Origin of the sequence: Bradyrhizobium sp. STM 3562 (genome assembly GCF_045571435.1) — a bacterium.
Taxonomy (GTDB): domain Bacteria; phylum Pseudomonadota; class Alphaproteobacteria; order Rhizobiales; family Xanthobacteraceae; genus Bradyrhizobium.
Window position 1 is genome coordinate 2,341,030 of record NZ_CP120694.1, and the last position, 16,470, is coordinate 2,357,499.

The 16,470-nt window shown below is 57.1% G+C and carries 7 protein-coding genes and 6 pseudogenes; 7 read left to right on the forward strand and 6 right to left on the reverse strand.

What is annotated here, in order from left to right; all coding sequences use genetic code 11:
* Position 1: 1 nt before the first annotated feature.
* The 5 genes and pseudogenes from rfbC to P6U23_RS10765 all read right to left on the reverse strand — a co-directional run.
* Positions 2-565, reverse strand: coding sequence for a dTDP-4-dehydrorhamnose 3,5-epimerase (rfbC, locus tag P6U23_RS10745; RefSeq protein ID WP_407181407.1), 564 nt, complete (start codon positions 563-565; stop codon positions 2-4).
* Positions 566-989: 424 nt separating this feature from the next.
* Positions 990-2,182: pseudogene (locus tag P6U23_RS10750) on the reverse strand (IS256 family transposase).
* A gap of 959 nt (positions 2,183-3,141) precedes the next feature.
* A complete protein-coding gene (locus tag P6U23_RS10755; RefSeq protein WP_407179656.1) occupies positions 3,142-3,567 on the reverse strand; it encodes a hypothetical protein in 426 nt (141 codons plus the stop codon).
* Positions 3,568-3,641: 74 nt separating this feature from the next.
* Positions 3,642-4,671: pseudogene (locus P6U23_RS10760) on the reverse strand (IS110 family transposase).
* A 90-nt stretch (positions 4,672-4,761) separates the two neighbouring features.
* Positions 4,762-5,031 (reverse strand): annotated as a pseudogene (locus P6U23_RS10765) (transposase); the annotation flags it as partial.
* A gap of 80 nt (positions 5,032-5,111) precedes the next feature.
* Between P6U23_RS10765 and P6U23_RS10770 the strand changes: the two are divergent.
* Positions 5,112-6,134: an IS110 family transposase gene (locus P6U23_RS10770; RefSeq protein WP_407179658.1), complete on the forward strand. Its 1,023-nt coding sequence runs from the start codon at positions 5,112-5,114 to the stop codon at positions 6,132-6,134.
* A gap of 258 nt (positions 6,135-6,392) precedes the next feature.
* On the opposite strand, the pseudogene P6U23_RS10775 reads toward P6U23_RS10770, so the two are convergent.
* A pseudogene (locus P6U23_RS10775) lies at positions 6,393-7,316 on the reverse strand (IS3 family transposase); the annotation flags it as partial.
* A gap of 528 nt (positions 7,317-7,844) precedes the next feature.
* Here P6U23_RS10775 and galE point away from each other — a divergent pair.
* From galE to P6U23_RS10805, 6 genes and pseudogenes are all read left to right on the forward strand, one after another.
* Positions 7,845-8,843: a UDP-glucose 4-epimerase GalE gene (galE, locus tag P6U23_RS10780; RefSeq protein ID WP_407179660.1), complete on the forward strand. Its 999-nt coding sequence runs from the start codon at positions 7,845-7,847 to the stop codon at positions 8,841-8,843.
* Between the two features lie 430 nt (positions 8,844-9,273).
* Complete coding sequence (locus tag P6U23_RS10785; protein WP_407179662.1) at positions 9,274-10,200, forward strand: NAD-dependent epimerase/dehydratase family protein; 927 nt, start codon at positions 9,274-9,276, stop codon at positions 10,198-10,200.
* A gap of 38 nt (positions 10,201-10,238) precedes the next feature.
* Positions 10,239-13,250, forward strand: coding sequence for a glycosyltransferase (locus P6U23_RS10790; protein ID WP_407179664.1), 3,012 nt, complete (start codon positions 10,239-10,241; stop codon positions 13,248-13,250).
* 249 nt (positions 13,251-13,499) lie between these two features.
* Positions 13,500-13,733: pseudogene (locus P6U23_RS10795) on the forward strand (transposase); the annotation flags it as partial.
* A 42-nt stretch (positions 13,734-13,775) separates the two neighbouring features.
* Positions 13,776-13,978: pseudogene (locus P6U23_RS10800) on the forward strand (DDE-type integrase/transposase/recombinase); the annotation flags it as partial.
* 213 nt (positions 13,979-14,191) lie between these two features.
* A complete protein-coding gene (locus tag P6U23_RS10805; protein WP_407179666.1) occupies positions 14,192-16,444 on the forward strand; it encodes an FG-GAP repeat domain-containing protein in 2,253 nt (750 codons plus the stop codon).
* Positions 16,445-16,470 lie beyond the last annotated feature (26 nt).

Here is a 16,470-nt window from a genome sequence, read left to right on the forward strand (position 1 = left end):
CTCAACTATAATGAAACGCCGGACTGATTTCTGCCAAGCGTGGCTGCTTCCTGTCCTTCTCAGACAGGGTGATTTCGGCGAAAGGAAGCCGCCAATCGATCTTCAGCGCTGGGTCGTCCCAAGCGAGGCCGCGATCGCATTCGGGTGCGTAATAGTCGGTGACCTTGTATATAACCTCGCAGTGGTCCTCGAGCGTAATATAGCCGTGAGCAAATCCGGCCGGTATCCACAACTGCTTCCAGTTTTGTTCGGAAAGTTCCACAGCTACGTGCTGGCCGAAGCTGGGTGATCCTAAGCGGATATCGACCGCAACGTCGAGAATCCGGCCGCGTATGCATCGGACCAACTTTCCTTGCGCATGCGGCGGTAGCTGGAAATGCAACCCGCGCAGCACACCTTTTTGTGCGGAATAGACGTGATTGTCCTGAACGAAAGATGGGAGGCTTTTCACCTGGTCGGCGAACAGGTCGTTCCGAAATGTTTCCGAAAAAAAACCGCGAGGGTCGCCGTGCTTTTTCGGGGTCAATAGTAATAGCCCGGATATAGGTAGCTTTTCGGTATGCACGACCAACCGTTCGCCTCTTGATCAAGCCGAACCTTTAAGCCGCTCCCGCCCTTTCCGTCAATGCCGCGCTACGCGGGCCCTTGTTATAAGCCGCTATACCCCATTGAGTGATCGGCGGAAAAGGCCTTGACGTCGCCTCCAGCCTTCCGGTTAGGTTCCTTGGGGTGGAGCGCGGCGAGAGGCGCTCTACGGCAACTTTTCCGCCTCGTAATCGAAAATGCGCGGGTATCGTTCCCTTGCTTCATATCCGCCTGATGCCGCTGTGGCGACAACCCTCTTCCGGAGTCTTCGGGATTGTCCGCCTCGCGCTTGCTAGGCCGCATTAGACCTTTCGGACTAGGTGCGGGAATTGACGAGATCGTGGCCCGTGGCGTGGTGTAACTGACGGCGGGTCACCGCCGATACTCCGGCGGGTCGGAAGGCATCAGCCTGCCACAGCGGGCAAGCCGACGATGGGATCATCGCTCAATGGCGCGATGGTTTCCAGTGTCATGTAGCGGGCGCGCTGGACGGCCCATTCATCATTCTGTTCGAGCAGGATCGCGCCGACGAGGCGAACGATGGCGTCTTCATTGGGGAAGATGCCGACGACCTGGGTCCGCCGCTTGATCTCGCCGTTGAGGCGCTCGATCGGATTGGTCGAGCGCAGCTTGGCGCGGTGCTGAGCCGGGAAGCTCATAGGCGAGCACATCGGGTTCGGCTTCATCCATGAAGGCGGCGAGCTTGGGCAGTTTGGGACGGAGCTGGTCGGCGACCTTGCGCCACTGCGTCCTCGCCGCTTCGGCATCGTCCTGGGCGAAGGCGGTGGCGATGAAGGCGGAGACGACGCGCCGCCCGCTCTTGCCGGCATGCGCCAGGGCGTTGCGCATGAAGTGCACACGGCAGCGCTGCCAGGTGGCGTTGAGCACGTTGGCGACAGCGGCCTTGATACCTTTGTGGGCATCCGAGATTACCAGTTTCACGCCGCGCAACCCGCGGCGGGCGAGCTTGCGCAAGAACGCGGTCCAGAACGTCTCGGCCTCGGACGGGCCGATGTCCATGCCGAGAATCTCGCGCCGGCCGTCACTGTTGACGCCCACCGCGACGATCACCGCGACCGAGACAATGCGGCCATTCTGGCGCACCTTCAGGTAGGTGGCGTCGATCCACAAATAGGGCCAGTCGCCCTCGATCGGGCGGGCAAGGAAGGCCTTCACCTTGTCGTCGATCTCACCGCAGAGCCGGCTCACTCTTGGCGATGCCGCTCATGCCCATGGCCTGCACGAGGTCGTCCACCGAACGGGTCGAGACGCCCTGCACGTAGGCTTCCTGGATCACGGCGGTCAGCGCCTTCTCGGCCATGCGGCGCGGCTCCAGGAAGCCCGGGAAGTAGCTTCCCTTGCGCAGCTTGGGGATGCGCAGCTCAACCGCGCCGGCGCGCGTCTCGCAGGTCCGGTCCCGGTAGCCATTGCGCTGCGCCAGGCGCTCAGCGCTCTTCTCGCCGTAGGCCGCGCCGGTCAGTCCGGCGACCTCCAACTCCATCAACCGCTGGGCGGCAAAGCCAATCATCTCGCGCAGCAGGTCGGCATCAGGGGCCTTCTCCACGAGCGCGCGAAGGTTCATCATCTCGTCGGTCATAGGTGGTTCCTCGAATCAGGTCGGTGTCAGCAACCCGACCCTACCGGCGAATTACCGGTGACCACCGCAAAGCCGTCCGCCCGCTACGGCGCTATTTGAGGGCGCGCGTGCGGACGGCTTTGCTCTACCGAGCTACACCATCACAGGGGAGTACGTCATGCCAAGCTGATGATTGCTTGTGGGTGGAAGTCCCATCCGGCCAAAGCCGAAGCGGGCAAGCCGGGACCGAGTCTTGCGGGCGTCGCGGCAACGTGAGGTCTGAAGTGTAGACAGGAGCCATGCGGGGTGCGGGAATGAGCCTCGAAAGGTGGATGTTCGCGGAGGCCGAGCGTGTTCCCTAGTCACGAAGGCAACACGAGCATCGTCGCTATGCGAGACGATGCCGCTCCATCGGGTCGATGGCCGGATCACGCATGGAAGGTAATCATCGGAACATGAGAGGCCCGACCGGGTCCATTGGATTGGTCTCCAATGGGGGACAGCGGCAAGGCACTGCCAGAGCTGCGGTCCGAGCTGAGGTCGGGAGTCGGACTGGTCCATAGTACCTGTGAAGTCGTCGAAGGAAACGAGACGTATGGAGGGAACGGGCCGGCCCGAGAGGAGCCCGCGCGAGAAGGCCAGGGCCGGACACAGAGCCGGGTTGCCTTGCCGCCGAACCTCGAGCGGGTGAACGCGGCGGCCAAGCAGGCTGCCCAAATCCGGTTCACAGCCTTGCTGCACCACATCGACGAGGACGCTCTGCTTCGGGCGTTTCGACGACAAAAGCGGCGGCCAGCGCGGGGGTCGATGGGATAACGGTGGTGAAGTACGAAGAAGAGCTCACGGATAATATCCGCGATCTCTGCGCACGGGTCCACACTGGTCGCTACCGGCCACAGCCGGTGCGGCGGGTCTACATCCCCAAAGCCGATGGCGGTAAGCGGCCTCTCGGGGTGCCGATGTCGTGCGCATAGTGCACCTTATGCAGTTTGCGTTCGGGATGATGGAATGAGGCGGACCGAGTTGGCGACCCAGTCTCGTAGGCGTCGATCTGACTCGTCGTCGATTGTGATCGCATAGGGGGTATTCGGCCTGCGCCGCCGTGCGGTAACGACGCCGCGACTGACCCAGTAATAGACGACCGACGGACTGACGGCATATCTCTTGCTGACCTGACGAACGGTGAGACCTTCTGGCGGTCGTGGAGCCGGGATGCGGTGTTTGTAACGTATCCATTTTATCGTCTCCAGGGAGTGCGGCCTCCCCGTTGAGCTCATCTGCCCCTTGGCGCGCAGCAAGGCGACGATTTCATCATCATAATGGTTGACGGCCAATTCCCTGATGCGCGCCACAAAGGCCTCGGGATAGCGAACCATGTCGGCCCGGCTTCGGGATTGTCGTCCCATGTGTTCATCGTCTGTTGTGGCACCTTGCCCTCTGCCGGCCTGCGCCGGTCAGATCTCTTGAGCGGTCACTGCATTCATCGGACGACGACCGCGGTAACGGCTAGTGGGTCGGGACGCCGGTACGTCCCGCCCTTGTTCAGAAGCGCCCAGATGATCCGCGCGGTTTTGTTGGCCTGCGCGACCGCTGCAACCTTGAAGGGCCGTCTGGCGAGTAACGCCTTCAGCCACGGCCGTCTCAGCGCGTCGTTTCGGGCAACCCGCAAGACGGCTGTTGCCAGGAGAGAGCGAAGTTCCGGATTCCCCATCTTTGATATCCGCCCCAGCCGCTCTTTGCCTCCGCTTGAATGAGACCGTCAATCCAGCCAGGCGGCGAAGTGGCGAGCCGACTTGAACCCGCCTGGATAGGGCACAAGCGCCTTGATGGCCGCCGCTGTAATAGCGCCGACGCCGGGGACCGTGGTCAATCGACGCATGTCCTCGTCGCGCTTGGCTTCCACGATGATTGCGCGCTCGAGCCTGTCGATCTGGTCGGCTGAGGCTTCGATCTCATCGGCAATAGCCATCAAAGCGAAGCGCGCTGCCGCGGGCAGGCGAGCATCCGTTGCGTCCCGCACGATCGCGATCAGCGCCTCGACCTTTGCGCGGCCGGCGGTGGTGATGATGCCCAATTCGGCCAGATGCGCGCGCAGGGCATTGACCGCTTGTGTCCGCTGCCGGACTAGAAGCGCGCGGGTCTTCAGCACCATTGCGGCAGCCGCTGCTCGGCCGTCTTGATCGGCACGAAACGCATGGTCTTGCGGGTCACCGCTTCGGTGATGGCCTCCGCGTCCGCCGCATCCGTTTTACTCCGTTTGACGAACGGCTTGACATAAGCCGGCAGAATGAGCCGCACCTCGTGACCGAGAGCTGCGATCTCGCGCGCCCAATAGTGGGCGCTACCGCAGGCTTCCATCCCGACCAGGCATCGCGGCAGCTTCTCGAAAAACGCAGAACTTCGCGGCGTCGCAGCTTCCGGTTGAACACCGGCGAGCCCTCGGCATCCGCGCCGTGGGCCTGGAAAACGTGCTTGGCCAAATCCAGCCCGATGGTGCTAACCTGTTTCACTGGAACGGTCCCTCCTTTGTGGCGTTCGAACAACGACCACGTTCTAGCACTTCGATGCTGTTGGAGCGGGCCGTTCCACCACATCAAGTTTTATCCAGTCCTGAGTTCGCCCTGGCTGTTGGATTTACCCGGTTGGGCGGTGGGAGCGACGGGAGCTGGCGCGGAGCCCTCGGCAAAGCGCAGCGCCAGATCCCGGCGCGGGTGGCAGATCAAGGCAAACTCAGGTGGTGTCCTCCATCCAAGCTGCGAGTGTGGTCGTGCCTCGTTGTAATCGGCCTGCCAGCATTTGAGCGCGATGCGGGCGTGGGCCAGCGACGTGAACAGTGTCTCGTTCAACAGTTCGTCCCGCAGCCGGCCATTGATGGGGAAGACGGCCCCGCTCCCTCGGAGCCGGCGATATCCTGCCGATGTACGGAACCGCTAACAGGAGCCATTGACCAATGGAAGTCGCGACAATGGGGTTGGACATTTCGAAGCACGTATTTCACGTCCATGCAGTTGACGGCAAAGGCCAAATCACCAGTCGCCAACGCCTCCGGCGAGGCGAGATCGGGTCGTTCTTCTCCTCGATCGAGCCGTGTCTGGTCGGCATCGAAGCCTGCGCCACCGCTCACCACTGGGCACGCGAGATTCAGCGGTTTGGACACGAGGTGAGATTGATTCCGCCTGCCTATGTAAAACCTTACGTGCGGCGAGGAGCTAAGAACGACGCCGCCGATGCGGCCGCGATCTGCGAAGCAGTGACCCGCCCCAATATGAGGTTCGTTCCGATCAAGAGCGTCGAGAACCAAGGCTTCCTGATGCTTCATCGCGCAAGAGGCCTGCTGGTCCGCCAAAGAACCATGACGGCTTGTGCCATTCGAGCTCACTTCGCTGAGTTCGGAATCATTGTCGGGCAAGGCCGGCAACGGGTGGATGGTCTGGTGGACTTATTGGATGACGAGGCCCTGGCGGCACCAGCCAATGCTCGTCTGGCACTCGCCATTCTCGTGAACCAACTGAAGGAATTGGACCAGCAGGTCGAGGCCATCGAGCGTGAGCTGGCTCTCATCCAGAGAACTAATCCGATGGCGAAGTTGTTGTCCTCCATTCCCGGTATTGGTCCCATAACGGCCACGGCTCTCGCTGCGACCGTGCCGGACCCGACAATGTTTCGCTCCGGGCGAGAGTTCGCGGCCTGGCTTGGCTTGACACCTAAGCAGAACTCAACTGGCGGGAAGGATCGGCTGGGCCGGATAACAAAACAGGGCGATTCCTATCTCAGGCACTTGCTTGTGATCGGAGCACGTAACGTCGTTCGGTACCCAAAGGCACGCTCCAGGGTCGGAGGCGGCTGGATCGAAGCCCTGCTTGAACGGCGTCGGCCCATGGTGGTCGCCATCGCCGTTGCCAACAAATTGGCCCGGATCATCTGGGCAATGATGACCACCGGGGAATTCTATCGGCCTAAGCTCGCGGCTTAACTTTCCGCGTATCCTGGCCACCTTATGGTGTGAGGGCAAATGACAGCATGATGGAAACCGGCGGAGCTGGGGATCGAGCAAGCCCGAAGAGCTTTAAGCGCACAAGCGCGACCCGTTGATGAGGCCTCGATCCGCGATCTCCATCAGGGCCAGCGGCCATGGCATCGGTCGCACTAACAGGCCGTATACATGAACGCACCCGACCGGTATCCAAAGTGCCGCCAAAAATCCCTTGCATCCGCGGGGCCGTCTATACATGAAGCTCTCGATGAAGGCGTTCTGCATGGGCTTGCCCGGCGCGATGTAGTGCCATGCGATGCGGCTCTGATCGGCCCATGCCAGGATGGCGTTGCTGGTGAGTTCGCTGCCATTGTCGCTGACCACCATCTTCGGCTTGCTTGCCGCGCTCAATCACCAGCCGGTCCAGTTCCCGCGCCACCCGCGTGCCGGAGAGCGAGGTATCGGCCACCAGCGCCGGGCACTCGCGGCTGCAGTCGTCGACCAGTGTCAGGATGCGGAAGCGGCGGCCGCCGGTGAGTTGATCCGACACGAAGTCAAGAGACCAGCGGTCGTTCGGCGCCATTGGCACCATCACTGGCGCCCGGGTCCCGATCGCCCGCTTGCGACCGCCACGGCGACGCACCGCAAGCTTCTCTCCCCGGTAGAGCCGGAACAGCTTCTTGTGGTTGATCACATAGCCCTCTCGCTTGAGCAGAACGTGCAGGCGCCGATAGCCGAAGTGGCGGCGCTCCTGGGCGATCGCCCTCATGCGCTGGCGAAGGCCGGCTTCGTCCGCCCGGGTCGTCTGGTATCTCATGGTCATGCGGCAGCAGCCGATGGCTTTACACGCCCGCCGTTCGCTCATCCCGAATGCGCCTCGCAGATGGGCGACAGCTTTCCGCTTGGCCGCGGGCGTCACCATTTCTCTCCCAAGAGATCCTTCAAGGCCGTGTTGTCCAGCATGGCGTCGGCCAACAGCCGTTTTAGCCGCGTGTTCTCGTCCTCCAGCGTCTTCAGCCGCTTGGCCTCCGAGATCTCCATCCCACCGAACTTGGCCTTCCATTTTTAGATGCTGGCGTCGCCGCCGCCATGCTTGCGACACAGGTCGGCGACCGAGACGCCGGCCTCGTTCTCCTTCAAAATCCCGATGATTTGCTCTTCCGACAAGCGGCTGCGTTTCATGCTCTGGTCCTTGTCGTGGGCCAGAACGAACTTCAAACTGGATTAAGCCCGTGGGGCAAGGTCACGAGGGGCATACGTTTGCAGGCGGGCACACAGGTCCCCTTCTGGCGACGGCGAACGGTCGGTCTCGGTAGCGCGGGGAGGGCCAGAAGCTTGGTGCTGAGTATTCGTTGCCGCAGACTCTAACCGCCGCTGGATCAAAGCTCGGTGGAAGGTGAAGTCTCCGCGGACCATTCCTGCAGCAGCGAAAGGAATTGGCTCTGGACACTCCAAGTCCTGAGGCTTATATCGCTCCGATGTTTTGGACTTCCGAGTTCAGTTCCGGGACGGCATTATGCGGATGTGAAGCTTTTCGTATTCGCATTATACGCGCTTCCGCAATTCCGAATTCGTTCTGTGCGTCGGTGAGCTGGGGGCTCACGCATCGCCGAGTAGATTCTGAGGTAGAGCATAAGCCTCGGACGTTGTGCCTCAAGGCGCATCTCTGGACTGTAATCGCGGGCTAAAGGGATAATTGCAAAGGTACGCATGAGCGTATTGGTGACGGGAGGCGCTGGCTACATTGGAAGCCATATGGTTCATACCCTCGTGGAAGCCGGGGAGCGGGTGGTTGTACTCGACAACCTTTCCACCGGACGCACAGCTTTTTTGCCGAGGGATGTGCCGGTCATCGTGGGGGACGTTGGCGATGCGATACTAGTAGCCTCACTAATCAAAAGTCATCGCGTAGAGGCCATATTGCATTTCGCTGCATCAATTGTGGTTTCCGAATCAATTGGTCATCCCTTGGATTACTATCGCAATAATACCGCAAACTCACGGACGCTATTGGAGACCGCGATTGCCGGCGGAGTTCGCCATTTTATCTTCTCCTCGACCGCGGCCGTGTACGGAAATCCGCTACAAGTGCCGGTCTCCGAGGACGCAGTGCCAGTCCCATTGTCCCCCTACGGGTGGTCAAAACTGATGACCGAGGTGATGCTGCAGGATGCTGCGACAGCGCATGGCCTCAGCTACGTGATCCTAAGGTACTTCAACGTAGCCGGCGCGGATCCTCGAATGCGTACGGGGCATTCCGCGCCCGACGCGACGCATCTGATCAAAGTTGCAATTCAGGCCGCGCTGGGCTTGCGCGATCATCTCGATGTATTCGGCACTGATTATCCTACGCCGGACGGCACCTGCATACGCGACTATATCCATGTCTGCGATCTTGCACGCGCACATCTTTCCGCGTTAGATTATTTGCGGAGCAAAGGTCCAAATGCCACGTTTAACTGCGGCTACGGACGCGGCTATTCGGTGCTCCAAGTTATTGACAGCGTCCGCCGCGCCGTCGGGCATGACATTCCGGTTCGGATCGCTTCCCGCCGCGAAGGTGATCCAGTGGCTATCATCGCGCAAGCGTCGAAAATCCGTTCACGACTGAGTTGGTCTCCGCAGTTTGACGACCTGGATACGATTATTGATCATGCACTTGCCTGGGAGCGGACATTGATGCGAAATCGCCGTACAGTTGAGCAGTAGACCATCGCCTCTGTTGCGCATCTCGCCACCCGCAGCTGTTATGCTCTCCGGCGGGGTGGTGACGCCAGCGATCTCCGTCCGCAATCATCTGATTGGGCCAAGAGTGTGGCCAGGGTTTGCGCAACCTGAGGCCGGGAAGCTAATCGACAACGGCGAAAATTACGTTGTTGGCGAAGCCTTGCTTGAACCAGAGATAGTTGGGTCGATGCAGTGCTTGGCCTTGAGATGGCCGATCCGCGGCGGATCGTGCATTTGATCGATGGCGTGACGCCTTGCTTTTCGCTGCCCAGCGCGATGTCGGTGAGGCGTGACAGCCCGTGCTACATGACTGTATTGCCGGGCGGCGGATCTCTGGCGCGGGCGAGATAACCGCCGAGCGGGGGCGACATGAGCAACATCGCATCGGCAAGGAAGTCGGGGGGAGGAAGTCGTGAAGGTGGTCGTTCTCGGTGGCGGTGGCTTTATTGGAACTCACTTATGTCGACAGTTAGTGAAAGCTGGGTTTGAGGTCTCCGCCTTCGGCCGAAGTTTCTTAAATCTACGCGCACTGAAGGGCGTAAATGTCATCACCGGCGATTTCTCGGACGAAACCATTCTCGCAACTGCTATTCACGGCGCCGAAATTGTCTATCATCTGATCCACGCTACATTGCCGAACATAGCAAACATCGAAATGGTGGCTGACATTCAAAAAAGCGTAGTTGGCACCGTCAGAATGCTTGAAGCTGCCGTAAGCAACGGCGTTTCGCGGGTGGTCTTCGTATCTTCCGGCGGTACCATATATGGTCCTACCAACAACGTGCCAATCACTGAAGATCATCCCACCAATCCCATCGGGGCCTATGGCATCAACAAACTTGCAATTGAGAAATATGTGCAGCTTTTTGAGCGCTTGCACGGTCTGCGCGGTTTTTCCGTTCGGCTCGCAAACCCGTTTGGGCCTCTGCAGACAGGCATTAGGCATCAAGGGCTAATTCCAACCGTCGTCCGACAAATGATTCGCGACAAGCCAGTTACGATATTTGGCGATGGTTCCAACGTCCGAGATTACGTTTACATCGACGACGCAATTTCTGCGTTGATATCCCTAGGTAATTATCAAGGGCAGCTACGCAACTTTAACGTGGGCGGCTCCGATGGCGGCAAATCTATCCTTCAAATCGTCTCGGCAATAGAGTCGGCGCTCGGACAAAAGGCCAAGCTTGAATTTGCTCCAGCTCGGACATTCGACGTCCCGATGAGCATCCTTTGTTGTGAACGGATTAAGCGGGAGACCGGCTGGAAGCCGGTTGTTCCATTCGTTACGGCGTTGCGCGAAACGATCGACTGGCTAAAAGACGAAGGGGAATTTGTGTGACTATCTCTAGCCTTTCCGAGGATCATCCGGAATTCGAAATGCCGGTGCTGCGCCCAGTAGAATTTTTCGCTGGGGACTTCTCGACCTTACGGTATCGCCCGGACGAGTGTTCGAGTGCATCGAATTATGGCAGCAAGGGACAGTTCAGGACGCACAACGTCGTTTTCGACGATAGCCCTCATACAGTGGTTGTCTGGCAAGCGGATGTCTACAATTATGCTCGTAACGTTGCGAATGAAATTAACGCGAGACGCATTGTTGATTTGGGCTGTGGGAACGCACTTAAACTTCGGGCCATTACCGAGGGGACAGAGGTCGAGGTCATCGCTGTCGACTATCAAAGATCGCTGGCTTCGGCACGCGAGAACATTCCATATGCGACGTTTTATGAGTGTAACCTAGCTGACTGGAATGACGTTTTTAATGTATGCGGTCTCATCGTAACGTCTGACGCGCCGAGCGTTGTAATTGCAAGCGACGTTATCGAGCATCTTACGGACCCTCGACCGTTCTTAGTTCTTCTCCGCCGAGTATTAGCGTCGAACCCCGAGAACCGGCTCATTCTATCGACGCCGGATCGATCGCGGCTTAACTATGCTAGAAACGAGGCAATTCCGGCGAACTCTGCTCATATACGCGAGTGGACACTGCTAGAGCTTTGCGGGCTTCTTGGTGCGGCGGGACTCTCGGTCATAAAGGCCGGGCATGTCCATCCCAACAAATTCGATTCGGCGTTATCAACGATCATAGCAGACGTTAGTTATAACGCGGCGGATCACGTTCGCTACTTGGCGCAATTGGGAATTCGTACTGCGACGGAGCCTGTCGACATTCTCGTCACCACAGAATATCCCGGAGCAAACCATTCAGGAGGGATTGGGGCGTTTGTCGCGAACCAAAGAAAGCAGTATGAAAATTCAATCGTACTACTTTACGATCCTATCGAACCAAGTTCATTTGACCCCTGGCCAACCGGTATTTTTCACCCGTCTCAGATAGTAAAGAGGTCAGCGTTAAAACCGCCGGAAGATCTTCTATTTGAAGCTACCGAACACCTTCTCTTCTTGTTGCCGAACGTCCGGAGCGTTCAATATCAAGACTACAGAGGCATAGGATGCAGGATCTCTCAAGCAAAGCGTGCCGGAATATTACCTGAAACACTCTGCACGGTTGTCCACTGTCACGGAAGTTCGTTCTATCTTGAGAACGCGAATGAATGTTGGCAAGACTTCGGCGCGAATACGCCGGAAAAAGAAAAGATCAGCATCGAAGCCGCGGATCTGGTTGTCTTTCCAACAAAGTTCCTCCGGGATTTATACGCAGAATCCGGTATAAAGCCGGCTCCAGAAAAGATTAGATTGATCCCATACTTCTATGAGGTTGTACCTATTGATTTGAAACCTGCCGAGGCTGTTACCGACATCGTCTTTATCGGGAAAAGAATCCCTATGAAGGGATTTGATCTATTTGTCGAGGCAGTAAGCCAGGGCATCGTCGAATTGCAATCTGCGGGCGTAAAAAAAATCGTTGCCGTCGGGAAGCGGATCGACAAGGCGATGGATCATCGCTTGGATGAATTGAGGCCGCATTTCACAGTTGTGGAGCACGAGGACTTCGACTGGCACACTCTGCGATCCTTCATCCTGGAGGCTTCGCCAAGAGCGCTATTTATATTGCCATATCGGGCGGACAATTATCCCATCGCCATCTTAGATGTCGTTTCAGCGGGAGGCGTTGCCGTCTCGACCAACACGGGAGGAATTCCCGAGATATTTTCCAGCCCTGTTTGGCGCGAGGGATTGGCGGATCCGACTTCCGCTGCCCTGTTCCGCAGAATCATGGAGAGTGTTGCAAAATCGCCCTCAGAAAGAGATTTCATTCGTAGAACGCTGCTTGCCGAAGTTAGGGCGCAGGTGCCGACGCCAATTAATTTCCCGACGGAGTCACTGGAAACGAATGCAAATCTAGAGGGCTTGGCATCAGTGGTCATTCCGTATTTCAATACGCCATTGCAATATGTCGAAGACCTAGTTAACGCGTTGAATAATCAGTCTCTACCGCCTGCAGAGGTAATAATTGTCGATGATGCCTCTCAACGGGAAATGGCCCTGCAGCTCGAGTCGGCGGCCACCAAGCTCAGCGCACCTCATCGGATCATTCGACATGAAGTTAATAAGGGACTGGCGGGCGCCAGAAATACGGCGTTGGCCGCCTGTAAGACCCCGTATCTTCTAAATATAGATTCAGATGACATTCCGCTCAATGATTGGGTTCGGGATATAGTCGTGGCGCTCAACCGCAATCCTGACGCAGGCGCAGCTGTCCCATATCTAAGAGCCTTCAACGATGGCGACGATTTCCGATCGGGTCTAGGGTTGGCCGGTTACACATATCGCCCACTCGGCGATGGAGCGATCGCAGCGCAAACAGAAAACATCCTCGGCCACGCGAATTCTGGGGTTCGGGTCGCCATGGCTCGAAACGTCGGAGGATGGGGAGAGCATACCAAAGCTAAGTTCGAGGATTGGGCTTTTTACTTGGCGCTCAAGTCGCGAGGTCACGGGATATCGATCATCCCCAGAGTAGCTTGCCTGTATCGTGTACGGATTCATTCAATGCTCCGCACTTACAGCGACTGGCCCGGACTTCGACGGATTGCATCGATTACGAGGTCGTTATCTTTGTTTGACGCGTTTCGCTTGCAAAATCGCCTGCGGACTGGAATGCAACGAGGCGCAGATCTGGAAAACCAAGTCGCAGATCTGAAAAACCAAGTCACGGATTTGCAGAACCAAATTGCCGGATTGCGAGCGGAAGCCCGTTCAGAACTTGATCGATATCGGGCGCAAGCTCGCTCAGAACTTGATCGATATCGAGCGCAAGCTCGTTCAGAAATTGATCAATATCGTAAACGTAAGGTCGTTCGCATTGCTGATGCAGTTAGGAGGCGGTCTCAAGGTTTCCCTTTGGTTTGGTGGATCTTTTCCAAAATGGCCGCAACAATTTGGCGCACCGGCCGGGCCATCCGGCGGATGCTGACCTGTCTTTAGTTGGTCTTCGGTATATTTTGGCGTTGGCACTTTCTAGTCTTACTAATTCAGAGTGTCGCGGCCTTTTGCCGAGAAGAATTATATACTTGAGAAGACTCATCTTTTCAGCATACGGAGAGGCTGAGATGGGTCTGGCAAAATCGGGGGGACGTCGCGTCGCGGTTTTCGGCGTATGTTGAGGGTCTTACGAGCGTGATCGGGCACGCGGGCCGAGCTAAACCGCTTCGCGATTACTGCACCGGTCTGATGATGTCTTGCGATCGCAAGAGTGTCGAGCCGATGGCGGCGATCACGGCTCCTGAGCGGACAGGAGCGCAACACCAGTCATTGTTGCATTTTGTCGGTCAAGGCGACTGGTCGGACCACCAAGGTTCGTGAATTAGTGCTGCCGAGCATCGCGCGCCACGGAGAGATTGAAGCCTGGATCATCGATGATACGATGATACGGGCTTTCCTAAAAAGGGGCGGCATTCGGTCGGGGTTGCACGGCAATATTGCGGCCAACTGGGCAAGCAAGACAATTGTCAGGTCGCGGTGACCCGCCGCTTCCGCGTGGTCGACGACTGCACCCGCGAGTGCCTGGCGCTGGTGTCGATAGCTCGCTCTCCGGCAGCCGGGTGGCGCGAGAACTAGACCGGCTTGTGGTTGAGCACGGCACGCCGAAGATGGCGGTCAGCGACAATGGCGGCGAACTCACCAGCAACGCCATCCTGACATGGGCCCATCAGAGCTGCGTCATGCCAAGGATGAGAAGCTCACGATCGGGCTCGGGAGAGCTCCGCCGGTTGAATATTGACATCTTGGTCCCAATAGACATAACGTTAAAAAGTTCAGCTATTATGCTTCCATTTATTGTTTATAGGGGGTAATGGCCGCAGAAATTGTATAAATTTAGCATTTTCCGCTCAATGCCGCTGCATGAAGCTTAATCAATAGAAAGATTGAACACGGCACCCATAATCACAAGCGGCACAAGAACGGCTTCGACGAGTAATTCTAACAATTATATCATTTCTTGCAGCGGCGAACCCGAAGTCACCACAGGTACTTTTACCGGGAATATTGATGTCTCCAACTCAAACTCCGGCGTCATCGGGCTGAATATTGGCGCTAACGCACAGGCGAGGGCCATCACTATGACGAGGATAACTCCCGTTTCACCCAACACAAGTGTGTTTACAACCTCGAATCAAGAAATTTCTCCCACTGACTCACTCTCATATATCGCGGCCTTCGAGTTCAACAATCAACTCGACCTACTTAATCCCGGGGTCAGCACAAATGCGATAGTTAATAACCCAGGCAACTTATATGGTGTCGCCAGTCTGACTGGAGGCCAGACGGTGTCGCTATTTGCGGATAACGCGGCCCCCTTTACAAAGCTCGACCTTGCAATCACAAGCCCGTCGCAAACGCAGACGACTATTAGGACCGAAATTCAAGAGGCTGCGAACAGCTCCGCCACATTAAATGACGGCAGCATCTCACAATTGACAGTAGGTCCAGCGTCAGGTGGCTTTGAAGAATCCTTTGACGAGATTAACGGCGGAACTTCACGAATAATACTTGCCGGAAGGAATAGTGCGCTGGCGCCGGCGGGCCCGTCGATCTCTTTTGCGCCAGAGCCTGGCTTTGGTGCATTGTTGCTTGGCAAGCAGACAGCAAACGGCAACTTTGTCATCACTTGGGATCAATTTAACGGGGCGGCGGATACTCCGCAATATGCGGTCGTTACGCCAACCGGCACTATCATCCAACAAGCTACTCCAGTCTTTTTTGCAACCGGCGGTCTTGGACTTGCCACTTTTGGTAACGGCAATCTTTTACTTGTGGGCGAAAACTCAGCCGCGCCTAACGTTTTGTCTGGCGAATTTTTTAATTCCACGGGTGCGTCCGCTTCTGTGCCATTTCTGATTGCGAGTTCGGCTGCTGGCGACAGGTTGCTGCAACCCTCGGTTGCTGCTCTTTCGAATAATGATTTTGTGGTGACTTGGCTTGATTCGACTCCTAGCGGGAGCGCGACGGTCCAGGCTGAAATTTTCGGCCAAACGGGCCAGGCTCTCAGCTCGCCAATTACTGTCGCTTCGTCAAATGGCACGAATGATGTTTTTTCACCAACCGTCACTTCCCTAGGAAACAACCAGTTTGTGGTCGGATGGGAGACCCAGTTTATTACTTCTAATCAGTTTACTGCGGATACACAGGTCTTCTCGGCTTCGTTCCCGGTCCCGAATGACTTCTACGGCGACGGCTATTCCGACTTGATCTGGCAGAACACGGATGGGCAAGCGGTGATCTGGGAACAGAACGGCACTACCGCCTTCGGTGGTGGGCCGGCTGGTCCTGATCCGGGTCTAGGTTGGAACCTGATCGGAACAGGTGACTTCAACGGCGATGGTCTGTCCGACTTTCTTTGGCAGAATACGAATGGGCAGGCTGATATTTGGGAAATGGATGGAACCAATAAGATCGGCGGAGGCACAGTTGGCCCCAATCCGGGTCCGAATTGGGACGTCATCGGATCAGGCGATTTCAACCATGACGGGAATTCGGACATCCTTTGGCAAAACACAACAACTGGACAGGCCGTGATCTGGGAAATGAATGGGACCAACGTGATCGGCGGTGGACCAGTGAGCCAGAATGGAGCGGCCCTCAATGCTGGTCCGAGTTGGAAAGCGATCGGAACCGGCGATTTCAATGGCGACGGGTATTCCGACATCCTTTGGCAAAACACAGTAACTGGGCAGGCTGCAATCTGGGAAATGAATGGGACCAACGTGCTCGGCAATGGAGCCGGTGGACTAGTGAGTCAGAACGGAATGGCACTCAATGCTGGTCCGAGTTGGACAGCGATCGGAACAGGCGATTTCAATGGTGACGGTCATTCCGATATCCTTTGGCAAAATACGGTGACTGGGCAGGCTGCGATCTGGGAAATGAATGGAAACAACGTGATCGGCGGTGGACCAGTGAGCCAGAATGGAGTGGCTCTCAATGCTGGTCCGAGTTGGAAGGCCATTGGAACGGGTGACTACTTTGGCGACGGTCATACTGATATTCTTTGGCAAAACACGAACGGGCAGGCTGCGATCTGGGACATGAATGGAAACAACGTGATCGGCGGTGGACCGGTGGTGAGCCCGAATGGAGCCGCTCTCAATCCTGGGATGAGCTGGCACGCCATCGCCTAAAGTCGAGAGGGAATTGTGGAGGGTAG

Coding starts and splice junctions, on each gene's coding strand:
- galE (WP_407179660.1), top strand. CDS start 7,845: ATGAGCGTATTGGTGACGGGAGGCGCTGGCTACATTGGAAGCCATATG.
- P6U23_RS10790 (WP_407179664.1), top strand. CDS start 10,239: ATGCCGGTGCTGCGCCCAGTAGAATTTTTCGCTGGGGACTTCTCGACC.
- P6U23_RS10770 (WP_407179658.1), top strand. CDS start 5,112: ATGGAAGTCGCGACAATGGGGTTGGACATTTCGAAGCACGTATTTCAC.
- P6U23_RS10755 (WP_407179656.1), bottom strand. CDS start 3,567: ATGGGACGACAATCCCGAAGCCGGGCCGACATGGTTCGCTATCCCGAG.